Raw genomic sequence first — 14,456 nt, forward strand, 5'->3', positions numbered from 1 at the left:
GACGAGGGCATCCGGGTCAACGCCGTCCGCCGAGGCCCCCGCCATCGGCCGGGTCGCCGCCCCCGCGAGGTTCGAGGATTCTGTGGTCTGGCTCATGGGATACCCGAACCTCTCCGTTCTGCGGGTCAGCCCGCGTCGACCTGCGCCTGGATCTCGGTCAGCACGTCCTGTGCCGGCTTCGACTGGAGCTGACCGAACAGCGACTTGAACGCACCGTCGGCGGCCGACCACTTCGGGTTCGTCGACGGGTAGAACTGCGCGTCGGGCAGCACGTCGAGGAACGGCTTGAGCGCCTCCTCGCCGGACAGCTTCTCGGCGCCGGACTTGGTGACGGGCAGGAAGCCCTCGGCCTGCACCCACGGCACGTACACGTCGGGAGCGTAGTAGTAGTCGAAGAACTTGGTGATCGCGTCCTTCTTGTCGTCGTCGTTCTGGAACGCCATCAGCTGGTCCATGACGCCGAGCGTGAACGGCGAGCCGTCCTTGGTCGGGATCGGGACGATCGAGTAGTCCAGCTCGGGGTTGCTGTCGGCGATCTGCCCGACCGTGGGCGGCAGGCCGACCTGCATGCCGATCTTGCCCTGGATGAAGATGTCCATCAGCGGGGAGCGCTGCGTGGAGCCCGGGTCGGCCTGGGTCGCACCGGCGTCGATCATCTTCTTGATCTGCTCGGCACCGACGAGGTTCTCGGGGGTGTCGATCGTGATCTCGGACGCGTCACCGAACGAGCCGCCGCCGCCCCACAGCCACACGGCCGCCTCGGCCTGTGCCTCTTCCGAGCCGAGGGGCATGCCGTATCCGGCGACCCCGCCGCCGAGCGCGGAGACCTTGGTGGCCGCGTCGAGCAGCTCGTCCCAGTTGGTGGGCGCCTCGACCCCCGCCTGCTGCAGCAGGGTGTTGTTGACGAAGAGGGCGCGCGCGGAGGCGATGAGCGGCAGGGCGTAGGCCGTGCCGTCGATCTCGGCGTTCTTGATGAAGGAGTCCTGGAAGTCGGAGTAGACCTCGTCCGACACGACGTCCTTGACCGGGTAGAGCAGCTCGTCGCCGACGAACCCGGCGAACGGCCCGCCGTTGTAGATGTCGGGAGCCTCGCCCGCCTGGATCTTGGTGGAGATGACCTTCTCGAGGTTGTCCCACGACTGCACTTCGAGCTTCACGTCGATGTCGGGGTTCTCCTTCTCGAACCCGTCGATCACGTCTTCCCACAGCCCCTTCGTCGCGTCGGAGTAGCTGGGGACGAGCAGGTCGAGCGTGGTCTTGCCGTCGGCGTCCCCGCCGCTGTCGCCGCCCGAACCGCCGAATCCGCACGAGGCGAGCGACAGCGTGGCGACGGCCGCGACGGCAGCCGCCCCGAACCGCAGTGATTTCTTCATGGGCATTGCATTCCTCACTGTGTGTGCCGTGGTCGGTGGGCGGGCGAGCCGCCGTCCGACGGAGCGGGGGTGGTGCACAGTCGCAGAACACTCTTCACGCGACGGTGCGTGGTGATCGATCGCGGTGAGGGCGACCTCTCGGGTCAAGCCGAAGCTTGGGTGGAACGTACAGATTATTTGTCAGGCAAACAAACAAAATCAAGCGTTCGCCCGATCTTGCTCGATGGTGGTGACATACTATGATCGAAAAGCACCCGAAAGAATCACAAATACGCAACTACTCGTCTGAAAGGGTCGACCGATGACCGAAAACCTGCCCGGCGCGCACATGCGCGAAGAACTCCTCTCGCAGCCGGAGATGTGGCAGCGCGCCGCCGATCTCACCGCCGAGCAGGGGCGGCTGCCCGCCCGCGGGGCCAGGGTCGCGGTCGTCGGATGCGGCACCTCCTGGTTCATGGCGCAGTCCTACGCCGCGCTGCGCGAGTCCTCGGGACACGGGGAGACCGACGCGTTCGCCGCCTCCGAGGCCTTCGTCGACCGCGGCTATGACGCCATCGTCGCCCTCACGCGGTCCGGCACCACGAGCGAGGTCCTCGACCTGGTCGAGCGCGTGCGCGGACGCGTGCGCACCGTGGGCGTCATCGGCGACCCCGACTCCCCGCTGGTCTCGCTCGTCGACGACGCCGTGCTGCTGCCGTTCGCCGACGAGCAGTCGGTCGTGCAGACCCGCTTCGCCACCACGGCCCTCGCCCTCTTCCGCGCCTCGCTCGGGGAAGACCTGAGCGGGGCGATCGCCGACGCGACCGCCGTGCTCGCCGAGCCCGAGGTCGACGCCGAGCTGCGTGACGCGGAGCAGTACACGTTCCTCGGACGGGGCTGGACCATCGGGCTCGCGCACGAGGCCGCCCTCAAGCTGCGCGAGTCGTCGCAGTCGTGGACCGAGGCCTACCCGTCGATGGACTACCGCCACGGCCCGATCGCGATCGCCGCCCCCGGCCGCGTCACCTGGCAGTTCGGCGACGCCCCCGACGGGCTCGCCGACGACGTGCGTGCCACGGGCGCCCGCTTCGAGCACCGCGCCATCGACCCCCTCGCCGACCTCGTGCGCCTGCACCGCACGGCCCTCGACCGTGCCCTCGCGCGGGGACTCGACCCCGATCAGCCGCGCAACCTCACGCGATCCGTCATCCTGGATGCATGACCCGCGCACGCACCGGAGCCGAACGATGACCCCGATCGACGGAGTGGACGCGATCCCCGACGTCGAGAAGGACGCCTCCGGCGAGATCCTCGCCGCGGTGCGCTCGCTCGGCCCCGGTGCCCCGGCGCTCGCGTTCGACGTGGGCGGCACCGACATCAAGTCGGCCCTCTTCGACGCCGACGGCACGGCGCTCGGGCTGCGGCGCACCCCGACGCCCGTCGTCGCCGGCGACCGCACGCACGCGATCCTCGACCGGCTGGACGCGCTCGCCGCCGAGCTCCGCGACGCACACCCCGAGGTCGTGCCGCAGGCGGTCGGCCTCGTGGTGCCCGGCATCGTCGACGCCGACGCGGGCGTCGGGGTGTTCGCCAGCAACATGGGCTGGCGCGACGCCCCGCTGCGGGACCTCGCCCGCGAACGCCTCGGTCTGCCCGTCGCGTTCGACCACGACGTGCGCGCGGCCAGCTGGGCCGAGCACCGCCTCGGCGGAGCACGCGCCTACGACGACGCCGTGATCCTCGTCATCGGCACGGGCATCGCGGGCGCCCTCCTGGTGGGCGGACGGCCGTACACCGCGGGCGGTTACGCCGGCGAGATCGGCCACTCGCCCATCGCCGACGGCCCGGCCTGCCCGTGCGGCGCGCGCGGCTGCCTGGAGGCCGTCGCCTCGGCCGGTGCGATCGCCCGGCGCTATCGGGAGGCCACCGGGGTCGTGCCCGACGGCGCGAAAGACGTGATCGCCAGGGCGGCCGCGGGTGACGAGGTCGCCGCCGCGATCTGGGACTCCGCGCTCGACGCGCTCACGATGTCGCTCGCGCAGCTCACCGCGGTGGTCGCCCCCGAGGCCGTGGTGATCGGCGGCGGGCTCTCGCGCGCCGGAGGAGCACTGTTCGACGAGCTGCGGCGCCGCCTGGCCGCGCGGCTCAGCTTCCACCGGCTGCCGGTGCTCGTGCCCGCCGAGCTCTCCGGCAACGCGGGTCTGATCGGTGCGGCCCTGCGGGCCAGGGAGCTGACGTGATCCTCACCGTCACGCCCAACCCCGCGCTCGACCTGACCTGGCGCGTCGACCGGCTCGTGGAGGGCGGCACGCACCGCGCCGACGCGGGGGCCGCGCGCGCGGGCGGCAAGGGCCTCAACGTGGCCAGGGTCGCGCATGCGCAGGGCGCACCCGTGCTCGCCGTCACGACCGCGGGCGGCCGCGTGGGCGCCGAGTTCGCGGACGAGCTGAGCGCCAGCGGCGTCCCGTACGTGCTCGTGCCCGTCGCGGCGGAGACCCGGCGCAGCATCGCCCTCGTCGACGAGTCCGCGGGCGACACCACCATCGTGAACGAGCGCGGCGTCAGCCCCTCCGACGCGGAATGGGGGGCGGTGCTGGCCGAGGTGGTCGAGCGGCTCCCCGCGGCGGGCGTGCTCGTGATCTCGGGCAGCGTGCCGCCGGGCACCCCCGAGGCGCTGCTGCCGATGCTGATCGCCGTGGCGCGTGACGCCGGCGTGCCCGTGATCGTCGACACCTCGGGCCCCGCGCTGCTGCGGGCCGCCGACGCCGGGGCCACCGTGCTCAAGCCCAACGCCGCCGAGCTCGCGGAAGCCACCGGCATCGACGACCCGGTGCACGCCGCCCGCACCCTGCTGGAGCGTGGTGCCGAGCTCGTGCTGCTCTCGCTGGGCGCCGACGGCATGCTCGCGGTGACCGACGACGAGCTCGTGCACGCGCGACTCGACGAGCCCCTCGCGGGGAACCCGACCGGTGCGGGCGACGCCGGGGTCGCCGCCTGCGCCGTGCTGTACGCCGAGGGCGAGCGCGACCCCGAGACGGTGCTCCGCCGCGCGACGGCCTGGTCGGCGGCGGCCGTGCTCATGCCGCTCGCCGGCGACATCTCGCCCCGCTGGACCGCGCTCGCGCAGCACCTGCGCGTGACCCGCCCCGACCCCGCCCTGTTTCGAAAGGACCCCTCGTGACCCTCGTCTCCGCCAGAGAACTCGTCACCGCCGCCTCGGACGCCGGAACCGGCATCGGCGCGTTCAACGTGATCCACCTCGAGACCGCGGAGGGCCTGGTGCGCGCCGCCGCCCTCGCGGGACTCCCGGTGATCCTTCAGATCTCGCAGAACTGCGCCGACTATCACGGCGGCCTGGAGCCCATCGCGCTCGCCTCGCTCGCGCTGGCCCGCCGGGCGGAGACACCGGTCGCGGTGCATCTCGACCACGCCGAACGACCGGAGCTGGTCGACGAGGCGGTCGCACTCGGGTTCGGCTCCGTCATGTTCGACGGCGGCGCGCTGCCCTACGACGAGAACGTCGCGCTGACGGCCGAGGTCGCCGCGCGCGCACACCGGGCTGGCGTGTTCGTGGAGGGCGAGCTGGGCGAGGTGGGCGGCAAGGACGGCGCGCACGCACCCGGAGTGCGCACCGACCCCGACGAGGCCAGGGCCTTCGTGGCCGCGACCGGGGTGGACGCCCTCGCGGTGGCGGTCGGCTCGTCGCACGCCATGACCGACCGCACGGCGTCGCTCGACCTCGACCTCATCGCGCGGCTGCGGGCGGCACTGCGCGGCGCCGGGGCGGCCGGGGCGGACGTCCCCCTCGTGCTGCACGGATCCTCCGGGGTGGCCGACGCCGTGATCGCCGACGCGGTGCGGGCGGGCATGACCAAGATCAACGTCTCGACCCATCTGAACGGCTTCTTCACGCGGGCCGTGCGCGATGTGCTGGACCGCGACGAGCGGCTGGTCGACTCCCGCAAGTACCTCGCACCCGCCCGCGACGCGCTGGCGCAGGAGGCGGCGCGGATGCTGCGGCTGTTCGCGCTGCAGACCGACACGGCGGCCGAGGGATGAGCGTGGCGGCGACAGGGCCGCAGGCGCTCGCGGTCGGCCGTCACCACGGAGGTCGCGGGTTCCCGCCGCAGCACTCCTCCGGGAGCACGCGGTGAAGCGGGCGGCACGGCTGAACGCGATCCTCGACCTGCTCGCCGCCAGCGGTGAGGTCACGGTGGACGAGCTCGTCGACCGGTTCGGCGCCTCGCCGGCCACCACCCGCCGCGACCTCGACACCCTGGCCGAGCAGCGCCTGCTCACGCGCACGCACGGCGGTGCGGTGGCGCAGACGGTCGCCTACGAGCTGCCCATCCGCTACAAAAGCCACCTGCGCACGCACGAGAAGGCGAGCATCGCCCAGGCCGCGGCCGACCTGGTGTCGCCCGGCATGGTGGTGGGTCTCTCCGGGGGCACCACGACGACCGCGATCGCGGCCGCCCTCGCCGCCAGGGAGGACCTGGCCGCCGACGGCGGGGTCACGGTCGTCACGAACGCGGTCAACATCGCGGCACAGCTCGCTACGCGGCCCGACATCAAGGTCGTGGTCACCGGCGGCGTCATCCACTCCCGCACGTACGAGCTCGTGGGGCCGTTCGTGGAACAGCTGCTGCGCGGGGTGCGGCTCGACATCGCGTTCCTGGGCGTGAACGGCATGGACGCCGCGGCGGGTGCCACCACGCAGGACGAGCGCGAGGCCGCCGTGAACCGCATGATGGCCGAGCGTGCCCGGCGCGCGGTCGTGGTGACCGACGGCAGCAAGCTCGGCGTCGAGGCGTTCTCCGCGGTGGGCGGACCCGAGCTGTTCCACACCGTCATCACCGACCGCGGGGCCGAGCCCGCGCTGGTCGAGGCGCTGCGCACCGCCGGGTACGTCGTGCTCCTCGCCTGAGTCCGCGCAGCGAGGGCTCGGTATACTGAAAGTATGACCACGACGATCAAGGTGAGTGACGAGCTCCGCGATCGGCTGAAGGATCAGGCGGCTCGCGACGGGCTGACACTGGGCGCTCACCTCGCCCATCTCGCCGACGCCGAGGATCGCCGCCGACGCCTCGAGTCGCTGCGCACGGCGGTCGCCCTCTCCTCTCCCGAGGACGCCGCTTCGCATGCGGCCGAGACGGCGGCGTGGGAGCGGGTCGAATCGGCAGACGCCTCCTGATGGCAGACCCTGATCTCGCCCCCGGAGTGATCGTCTGGGTGTCGTTGGAACCGGTGCGCGGCCGCGAACAGGGCGGACACCGACCCGTCCTCCTCGTCGCCTCCGCCGGGTATCTGGACGCCGTCACCACCCTGGTGATCGGCTTGCCGATCACCACGACCGACCGTGGGTGGCCCAATCACATCCGCATCGACGGGCCGAGCGGACTGGACCGTCCGTCCTGGGTCATGACCGAGCAGCCGCGCACGCTCACGCGGGAACGGATCACGGGCGTCGCGGGGAGGGTGTCCGCGGACTGTCTCGCCTCCGTCCGGCTGTGGCTGGGAGACTTCCTCGACCTGTGACGGTGCTCCTCGCCTGAGCCCGCGCGGGCGCACCCCCAGGGCCCCGGCGTCCCCAGATCGCCGAGGCCCTGTGAGGTGTCGCGGCTGCATCCGCGGCTCCCCAGAGCAGTTGGTGTCCCTGTCGTGCGCGCTCCCCAGTGCGCTGTTTCCCCAGATCCGACGGCGCCTCCCTCGCGCCTCCTCCTTCGAGGCCCTTCGCCTGCGACACCTTCCGAAGAACAGGAGTCACCGCCTGCGGTTCTGATACACCGATTGGAGAAAAAGGTCAGAATCCGTCGCCGTGGCACTGGAACGGCGCGATCACGCCCGTCGTGACGGCCGCGGAGGCCAGGGCGTCCGCCGGTGCAGCGCCCTCGGTCAGCCCGGCGTGCACGGTCGCCAGCAGCTCGCACGCATCGTCGTCGGGCACCGCGACGGGTGCCGCGATCACGCACTCGGTGCCCGCGTGCAACCACACCCGCGTCATGCCCAGCGCCTCCTCCCCCCAGCGCACCGACGAGCGCCCCAGCTCACACGCCGACAGGATCACGGTGCGCGGCGCCCGCGGGATCAGGTCCACGTCGTAGCCGAACAGCGTGCCGTCGCTCAGCTCGAACCCGGAGAACAGGGGGTTGTCGACCGCGTGCCGTCCGTGCGCCGCGATGTGCAGCAGCTCCGCGTCGCCCGCGAGGGCCGTCACCGCACCCACCGTCGCCTCCGCACCCTCGTACACGCGCGTCGAGGCACGGTCCGTCCAGGCCGAGGCCGCACGCTGCACCTCCTCGCCCGAGCGGCGCACGCGAGGACCGGCGGCGAAGCCCACGACGGGCGACGCGGCGCGCGGTGCCCGCTCGGCTCCGAGCCACCGCGACACCGACGTGACGAGCGTGAACGGCAACCCGCGCATGCCGGGCAGCATGGCCCACGGCACGCCCCCGAGGATGCCGGGCACCGTGATCGCCACGCGCGACGCCCGCGGCACGGCCCGCCGCAGCGGTGCGAGCAGCCCCGCGTCGAGCAGCTCCAGCCGCGCGACGAGGGACCGCTGCGTGACCGCACCCATCGCACCGCCGCGGGTGAGAGCGGCCATGTCGAGGTCGGCCCGCAGCCCGTCGAGCGCCGCCCGCACCCGCGGCCAGTCCAGCTCCACGATGCGCGCCCGGCCCTCGGTCACCGCCACGGCGTGCAGCTCGGAGCCGGTGAAGACGTAGGAGAACACCGCGGTGTCGTGCGGGAGGAGTGCAGACGCCGCCGCCAGGCCGAGCCGCTCGCGCGCGGCGCCGGAGCCGGTCGCCGTCCACTGCCTCTCGCGCACCCGGTCGCGCAGCATCCGCACCCGCGCGTCGGTCGTCCAGTCGGCACCCGCGAGCTCTGCCCGCAGCATCCGCAGCTCCGCCAGGTCCGCCGCCAGGTCCGCGTCGTGCGGGGGCCGCACCGGCGCGACCTGCTGGCTGAGGTGACGCGCCCGCTCCGACCACTCGAACAGGGTCTCCGGGTCGCCGAGGCGCGCCGCCGCCGTGAGCCCGGTGAACACGAGGTCGCTCGCGTGCATCGCGACCGAGGCCTGCAGGTCGAGCGCGCCGAACGACTGCTGCCACGACGACAGCAGGTCGAGGCCCTCGCCCGCGGCCCGCAGCGCCGCCCGGTCACGGCCTCGGTGCAGGGCCCTCGCCGCCCGCACCTCGTGGACGCGCAGCCGCAGGGGCGTGGGGGCGGACGCGGCGATGCGGGGCAGCCGCCCGGCTCCGTCGCGCCGTGCGGCCAGGCGCAGCGCCGTCGCCTCGGTGCGGAATCCGCTGCGGTCGAGGTCACGGGCGACACGCTCGAACTCCTCGGCCGGGATCGCCCGGTCGGGGTGGGCGCGCTGCCGTGCCTCCAGTCGCACGGCCTCGGCCCGCGCCGTCCACCCCGGTGTCGCGAGGGCGGTGAACCGTCGGGCGGCCAGACGTGCCGCGCGTTCGGCGGCCGCGGGATCATGGCGCAGCAGTGACCGCGCCAGGTGGAACTCCGCCTCGCCGCGCGCCTGCCGCATGCGCTGCGCCCCGAACTGCACGGCCACCCGCCCGAGCAGCACCTCCGCCTCGGTCGTCAGGCCCGCGTCGCGGAGCACCTCGGCCCGATCGAGGTCGGCGATCGCGGCGGCCAGGTCGCTCGCCTCCGCCAGGGCGGGGCGGGAGCGGGTCATGAGCGCGAGGGCGCCCACGAGGTCGCCGCCCAGCAGCGCCGCATAGCCCAGGTTGTGCGTGGCCTCGGCGACCGGGCCGCGGGCGTCATGCGCCTGATACACGGCGAGGGCGCGGCGGAGGTCGGCGACGCACGCGTCGAGCTCGTGGCGCTGCATGCGCACGACCGAGCGGTTCATCAGGCAGTTCGCGAGCTCGGTGCTCTCGGCCTCCGCGGCGGAGAGCGCGTCGATGGCGCGGGAGAGCTCGGCCTCGGCCTCGGGCAGTCGTCCGCGGTGCATGAGCAGGGTGCCGAGCTGGCCGCCGAGCAGCGCCACCGTCTCGGGCTGCAGTCCCGCGCGCGCGAGGGCCGCCCGGCACAGTTCCTCGGCGGCCGCGGGGTCACCGGTCTGCGTCAGCACGTAGGCGCGGGTGCCGTCGATCCGGGCGCGCAACTCGGGGTCGTCGGTGCGCGCGGCTGCGGCGTCGAGGGCACGGCGGGCCTGCGCGAACCGTCGCGTGTTCGCCGCGTCGACGCCGCGTCGATGCAACTCGCTCGCGGACAGGGGCATCCGTCCAGGATGCCGTGCCGCGACCCCGGTGGGGAAGAGTGCGGGTCAGCCGCGGTCGTGCGGGTCGGGGAGCTCGGCGAGCACGGCGGACACGGCCTTCGCCGCCGCGGCCGCGGTCGCGCCCGCCACCGGGACGGCCCCGAGCTCCGCCGCGATGCGACCGGCGAGGTACGGCGCTGCGAACGACGTGCCGCTCCAGACCGCGAAGCCGCCCCCGTAGTCGTCGGGGTCGAGTGTCTCGCGCACCAGGCCGTCGACGTCGGCCCTGGTCGCCGCCTGGGCACCGCCGACGAACGCGGGCGAGGTGCTGACGACCGCCGCGCCCGGGGCGTACACGTGCACCCAGGGCCCGACGTTGGAGAACAGCGCGACCGAGCGCGACGACGGGTTGAGCGCGCCGACGGCCACGTGCGGGGCGCCCTTGTCGGCGGGCAGCCCGTTGTCGGCTCCCGGCCACGGCCACAGCGACGCCGGGAAGGACGGCCGGTCGATCGCGTCGTTGCCGGCCGAGCACACGACCACGCAGCCGAGCTCGCGCGCCTTCGCCAGCAGCTCGTACAGCGTGCGGCTGAACAGCCCGTCGGTCGGGGTCTCGTGGTAGTAGCTGAGCGACAGGTTGAGCACGTCGATGGGGAAGCCCGTCTTCGGGTCCTCCCGGTGCCGGCGCAGCAGCTCCACCACCTGCGCCACGGTCTCCAGCAGGGTGCTCTCGTCGACCACTCCGAGCGCGCCGGCCACCCGGATCGACAGGATGTCGGCGTCGGGTGCGGTCTGCCGCACGATCCCGGAGATGAACGTGCCGTGCCCGGCCACCGCGTCGATCTCGCCGTCGAGCTGCCCGTACAGGTCGGGGTAGCGTTCGGGGTCGGCGTCGTCGGTGAGCCCGACCGGGACGCCGTCGAGCTCGATGTGCCGCGTGACGATGTCGGACGGCAGCCAGGCGTGCTCGCCGCAGCCCGTGTCGAGCACCGCGACGACCGGGCGTCGTCCGCTCTTCGGCGCCGCGGCGCGCACCGGGGCGGGCCCCAGCCACGAGACGGGCTGCCGCGCCCCGCGGCCCGGCTCCAGGTAGTCGTCGCTGCCGCCGGTGCCCGCACCGGCGCCGCGCACGGGGTTGGTGCGGGTGAACGGGTTGGTGCGTGTGAACGGGTTCGTGCGCGTGAAGGGGTTGAGGCCGACGGGGTCGATCGACAGCACGTGCTCGAGGCTCGTGCGCGGCATGGTCGACCGCGACAGGCGCCGTGCCCGCTGCAGCACCCGCCAGGCGTCCGGTGCCACGGGCGACTCGCCCCTGGTCGGCTCATCGGGCGTGGTCAGGCGCGCGCGCAGGAACCCGGCGACGCCCGGTACCAGCTCGTCGCCGCCGACCTCGCGCTCCGCCGATTCGATCTCGAGCCGCCAGCCGAAGGTGTCGGCGGCGTCGCGCAGCGTGCGCACCTCGCGGTCGTATGCCTCCTGGTCACCGACGGTGCGCGTGATCAGCAGGCGTTCGGGCAGGTACGCGGTGGGGAAGGCGCGGATGCCGTCCACGGGTTCCGTGCTCGGGTCGAGAGCGGTGCCGCGGCGGATCGATCCTTCCGCGCGGTCCTGCCACGTCCATCCCTGGGGCTGCTCCATCGGTCATCCTCTCCGTGCGGGCTCCCTCGCCCGCCGTCACAGCTCGAACTGCGGGGTCTCCAGCGTGCGTTCCTCGTCGCCGTCGAGCGTGGTCAGCCGCACGCGGCTGAGCCCGGGCGGGACGTCGTCGAACTGGAAGCGCCCGGTCTCCGCGGGCGTCGTGGTGCGCGTGCGGTCGCCCTGGGCCAGCACGATCCGCGCGGCGGTGGTGTCGACCCAGCCGTCGACGCGGCGCCGTCCGGACGCGGTGGTGGTCACGTGCAGCAGGATGCTCGTGGTGCCGTCGCTGAACTGCAGCGTGAGCGCGTCGGCGTCTCCCCGCACGGCGCCGAGCTGCCCCTCCACGAGGGTCAGCAGCGCGTACTCGCGGTTGAGCCCGTCGGCGGCGACCGCGGCGACCATGCGGTCGATCAGTCCGGCCGGCACCGGGTCGATCTCGTCCCACACGGTGCGCAGGCGCGCGAACAGGCGGGCGTCGTCGTGATCGCTCATGAGCGTCCCCCTCCGGTGTGCGGCGCCGGGGCGTCGAGCAGGTCGCGCAGCTTGGCGAGGCACCGGCTGCGGGTCGGCCCGATGCTGCCGACGGGCATGCCGAGGTCGGTCGCGAGGCGGGCGTAGTCGGGGCGGTCGTCGAAGGCGATCACGCGGAGCAGGCGCTGGCACCGCTCGGTCAGGCGGCGCACGGCGAGCCAGAGTCGGCGGTTCTCGTCGCCGAGCGTCGCGTGGTCCTCGGCCGAGGCCTGTTCGGGCAGGAGGGTGTCGAGGTCGTCGGCCTCGGTCGTGTCGATGCGGCCGTTGGCCTTCGCGGCCTTCCACGCCTCGCGGCGGGCGGTCGTGGTGAGCCAGGCCGACACGGCGCGCGGGTCGGCGATCGAGCCGTGACCGCGGACGAGCCGCAGCCACGTGGTCTGCACCACGTCTTCCGCGAGGGTGCGTTCGAGCCCGTAGGCGCGGACGACGTGCCAGAGCACGGGCGACAGCAGTCGCACGAGCTCATCCATCGCGCGGCCGTCGCCTTCGCGCCATGCGCCGAACAGGTCAGCGGCACGTTCCCACCGTGCCCGGCCGTCGTCGGATGCAGGATCGAGGGGGGCGGCGCCGGAGGCACCGTCGATCATGAAGCCCATTGTGATCACACCTACCAGGAGCACGGCAAGAGCCCGGTGATACATGAGGGCGGGCTTTCCACAGGCGGATCGTGGATGGTATCGTTATTGATACCATCCACGATCATGGGCTCTATGGAAGACGTCGTTGCACGCATGCGGGCGCAACCGAAAGGCGTGCGATTCGCCGACCCTTGTGAGCGTTTGCGATCATCACTTCGGAGAGCCGCGGCAGCGCGGCACCTCCCATCGCGTGTATCGAATGCCTTGGGCAGGAGACCCGCGGGTGAACATCCAGAGCGATCACGGAGCGGCGAAGGCCTACCAGGCCCGGCAGGTCTTGGCGGCGATCGACAGACTGAAGGGAGCGGGACATGCCGACGGTGAAGCCTGACCACTACGCATACCGCGTTCGATGGTCCCCGGAGGACGCCGCGTATGTCGGCACGGTTGCCGAGTTGCCTTCGCTGTCCTGGGTGTCTGAGGACCAGGGCGACGCGTTCCGGGGTATCCGACAGCTCGTCGCCGATGTGCTCGACGACATGACGGCGAACGGGGAGGAGCCGCCGGTGGCCATCTCCGACCGCTCCTACTCCGGCAAGTTCCTGGTTCGGCTTACACCGGAGGCGCACCGTCGGCTGGCGATCGACGCGGCGGAGCAGCACGTGTCGCTCAACCGCTTGGCCGTCAGTCGACTGATCGGCGCCTGACTCCCGCCCGCCCTCGCGCTACTCGGCCGCGAAGGTGGCCGCGTGCTCGGCCCACCGCGCCTCGACCGGGAGGGCACGCAGCGCGCGATTGCCGAGCGCGAGCGCGGCCGCGACCAGGCACAGGCCGGCGCAGACGAGGATCGTGCCCTCGCGGCCGAGCCAGGAGAGCCCGAACCCGGCGATCAGCGGGGCCAGGGGCATCGCTCCCATCGCGAGCACCCCGATGGCACTGTTCGCGCGGCCGAGCAGCCGCGAGGGTGTCGCGACCATGAAGTAGCCGAGGAGGGCGGCGTTCAGGGCGGGGAGCAGCAGGACCGACGCGCCGAGCACCACCGCGATCGCCCAGGGCTCGCGCACCGTGGTCAGGGCGACGGCGCCGAGCGCGACGACGGCGAGGCCGCCCACCGTGAGGATGCCCGCGGGGACGCGCGGCACGAGCAGCGGCGCCAGCACGGCCCCGACCAGCATGACCGCGCCGATCACCGCGCTCAGGGTGCCGATCAGCAGCTCGGAGTGCCCCGCCTGCTGCAGCGCGTAGACGACGGTCGTGATGGCCGCGTTGAACCCGAGGTTCACGATGGTGAGGATGATCATCACGCCACCGAGGTCGCGGCGGGAGAGCAGCCACGTGAAGCCTTCCCGCAGCTCGCGCCCCGCGTGGGGACGCAGGGCCGGCTCGTCCGCCGGCACGTCGTCGTCCTCGGCTCCGGTGTCGGCGATCCCCGCCCGTCGCGTCTGGCGCCGCAGCATCCAGGCGGTCACCGCGGCCGGTAGGATCGGGGCATGGCCGACGACGCGGGGACGAGCGCGGGCGACGACGCCGTCTTCATGACCTCGGCGATGCTGAAGGCCTACTCGCATCCGCTGCGCCGCCGGATCCTGCGCCTCATCGCGCGCCGCGAGCACCTGCGGGCCGCCGACATCGCCGCCGAGCTCGGCGTTCCCGCGAACAGCGCGAGCTTCCACCTCCGGGTGCTCGCCGACGCCGGACTCATCGAGGAGGCTCCCGACCGCGCGCGCGACCGCCGCGACCGGGTCTGGACCGGACGCAAGCGCGCCCTCAACCTCGGCGACCCGCAGAACCCGGTGGCCGATGAGGCGCTCGGCGGCGCGGTGGTCGCCGCCCTGGCGGAGGAGCACGGCGAGCTGGTGCGCCGCGTACTCGCCTGGAGCCCCGAGTACGTCGCCGGCCGCACGACCGAGGTGCACGCGTCGTTCGTGCAGCGCACGATCCGCCTGACCGAGGCCGAGTTCGAAGACGTGATGCGCCAGGTCAACGACGTGCTGTCGGCGGCCGACGACGCGCACGACGCCACAGACCCCGACGGTCGCTACTGGCAGCTCGACATCGTCGTCGCCGACGACACCATCTGACTCACCCGTCGCCCTGACTCACCCGTCGCCCTGGCTCACGCATCGC

15 protein-coding genes are annotated in these 14,456 nt (G+C 73.2%); 9 read left to right on the forward strand and 6 right to left on the reverse strand.

Going from position 1 to position 14,456, the window contains the following annotated elements:
* Nucleotides 1–125: 125 nt before the first annotated feature.
* Complete coding sequence (locus tag ACWGQ1_RS00400; protein WP_136033332.1) at nucleotides 126–1,373, reverse strand: extracellular solute-binding protein; 1,248 nt, start codon at nucleotides 1,371–1,373, stop codon at nucleotides 126–128.
* A gap of 301 nt (nucleotides 1,374–1,674) precedes the next feature.
* Here ACWGQ1_RS00400 and ACWGQ1_RS00405 point away from each other — a divergent pair, with 301 nt between their 5' ends.
* The 7 genes from ACWGQ1_RS00405 to ACWGQ1_RS00435 all read left to right on the forward strand — a co-directional run bounded on the left by ACWGQ1_RS00405 (nucleotide 1,675) and on the right by ACWGQ1_RS00435 (nucleotide 6,890).
* Nucleotides 1,675–2,574, forward strand: a complete 900-nt coding sequence (locus ACWGQ1_RS00405; protein WP_452312125.1) for an SIS domain-containing protein — start codon at nucleotides 1,675–1,677, stop codon at nucleotides 2,572–2,574.
* 25 nt (nucleotides 2,575–2,599) lie between these two features.
* Nucleotides 2,600–3,592 (forward strand): ROK family protein, encoded by a 993-nt coding sequence (locus ACWGQ1_RS00410; RefSeq protein ID WP_452312126.1) that lies wholly within the window; start codon nucleotides 2,600–2,602, stop codon nucleotides 3,590–3,592.
* On the forward strand, nucleotides 3,589–4,533 hold the full coding sequence (locus ACWGQ1_RS00415) for a hexose kinase (RefSeq protein ID WP_452312127.1): 945 nt from the start codon (nucleotides 3,589–3,591) through the stop codon (nucleotides 4,531–4,533). Before ACWGQ1_RS00410 ends, ACWGQ1_RS00415 begins: the two co-directional genes overlap by 4 nt.
* A complete protein-coding gene (locus ACWGQ1_RS00420) occupies nucleotides 4,530–5,411 on the forward strand; it encodes a ketose-bisphosphate aldolase (RefSeq protein WP_452312128.1) in 882 nt (293 codons plus the stop codon). The genes ACWGQ1_RS00415 and ACWGQ1_RS00420 overlap by 4 nt, the downstream gene beginning before the upstream one ends.
* A 91-nt stretch (nucleotides 5,412–5,502) precedes the next feature.
* Nucleotides 5,503–6,279 carry a DeoR/GlpR family DNA-binding transcription regulator gene (locus ACWGQ1_RS00425; protein WP_136032255.1) on the forward strand — a complete coding sequence of 259 codons (777 nt, stop codon included), beginning with the start codon at nucleotides 5,503–5,505 and terminating at the stop codon, nucleotides 6,277–6,279.
* Nucleotides 6,280–6,312: 33 nt separating this feature from the next.
* Nucleotides 6,313–6,546 (forward strand): ribbon-helix-helix protein, encoded by a 234-nt coding sequence (locus tag ACWGQ1_RS00430; protein ID WP_136032253.1) that lies wholly within the window; start codon nucleotides 6,313–6,315, stop codon nucleotides 6,544–6,546.
* Nucleotides 6,546–6,890: a type II toxin-antitoxin system PemK/MazF family toxin gene (locus ACWGQ1_RS00435; RefSeq protein ID WP_136032251.1), complete on the forward strand. Its 345-nt coding sequence runs from the start codon at nucleotides 6,546–6,548 to the stop codon at nucleotides 6,888–6,890. Before ACWGQ1_RS00430 ends, ACWGQ1_RS00435 begins: the two co-directional genes overlap by 1 nt.
* Nucleotides 6,891–7,155: 265 nt before the next feature.
* On the opposite strand, the gene ACWGQ1_RS00440 is transcribed toward ACWGQ1_RS00435, so the two are convergent.
* From ACWGQ1_RS00440 to ACWGQ1_RS00455, 4 genes are read right to left on the reverse strand one after another with little or no spacing between them, the layout of a single operon-like run.
* Complete coding sequence (locus ACWGQ1_RS00440) at nucleotides 7,156–9,603, reverse strand: CHAT domain-containing protein (protein ID WP_452312129.1); 2,448 nt, start codon at nucleotides 9,601–9,603, stop codon at nucleotides 7,156–7,158.
* A 45-nt stretch (nucleotides 9,604–9,648) separates the two neighbouring features.
* The gene (locus tag ACWGQ1_RS00445; protein ID WP_452312130.1) at nucleotides 9,649–11,220 is read right to left on the reverse strand and encodes a S8 family serine peptidase; all 1,572 of its coding nucleotides are present in this window, start codon (nucleotides 11,218–11,220) and stop codon (nucleotides 9,649–9,651) included.
* 36 nt (nucleotides 11,221–11,256) lie between these two features.
* A complete protein-coding gene (locus ACWGQ1_RS00450; protein WP_136032244.1) occupies nucleotides 11,257–11,712 on the reverse strand; it encodes a hypothetical protein in 456 nt (151 codons plus the stop codon).
* Entirely contained in the window at nucleotides 11,709–12,338 is a 630-nt protein-coding gene (locus tag ACWGQ1_RS00455; RefSeq protein ID WP_240744591.1) for an RNA polymerase sigma factor, read from the reverse strand. Before ACWGQ1_RS00455 ends, ACWGQ1_RS00450 begins: the two co-directional genes overlap by 4 nt.
* A gap of 464 nt (nucleotides 12,339–12,802) precedes the next feature.
* On the opposite strand from ACWGQ1_RS00455, the gene ACWGQ1_RS00460 reads away from it, so the two are divergent.
* A complete protein-coding gene (locus ACWGQ1_RS00460; protein WP_247982543.1) occupies nucleotides 12,803–13,036 on the forward strand; it encodes a type II toxin-antitoxin system HicB family antitoxin in 234 nt (77 codons plus the stop codon).
* A gap of 18 nt (nucleotides 13,037–13,054) precedes the next feature.
* Here the strand turns inward: ACWGQ1_RS00460 and ACWGQ1_RS00465 are convergent, their stop codons facing one another.
* Nucleotides 13,055–13,798, reverse strand: coding sequence for a hypothetical protein (locus tag ACWGQ1_RS00465; RefSeq protein ID WP_452312131.1), 744 nt, complete (start codon nucleotides 13,796–13,798; stop codon nucleotides 13,055–13,057).
* 21 nt (nucleotides 13,799–13,819) lie between these two features.
* Between ACWGQ1_RS00465 and ACWGQ1_RS00470 the strand changes: the two genes are divergently transcribed.
* A complete protein-coding gene (locus tag ACWGQ1_RS00470; protein WP_136036253.1) occupies nucleotides 13,820–14,410 on the forward strand; it encodes a winged helix-turn-helix domain-containing protein in 591 nt (196 codons plus the stop codon).
* Nucleotides 14,411–14,456 lie beyond the last annotated feature (46 nt).

This window comes from Microbacterium sp. NPDC055599 (assembly GCF_053618975.1).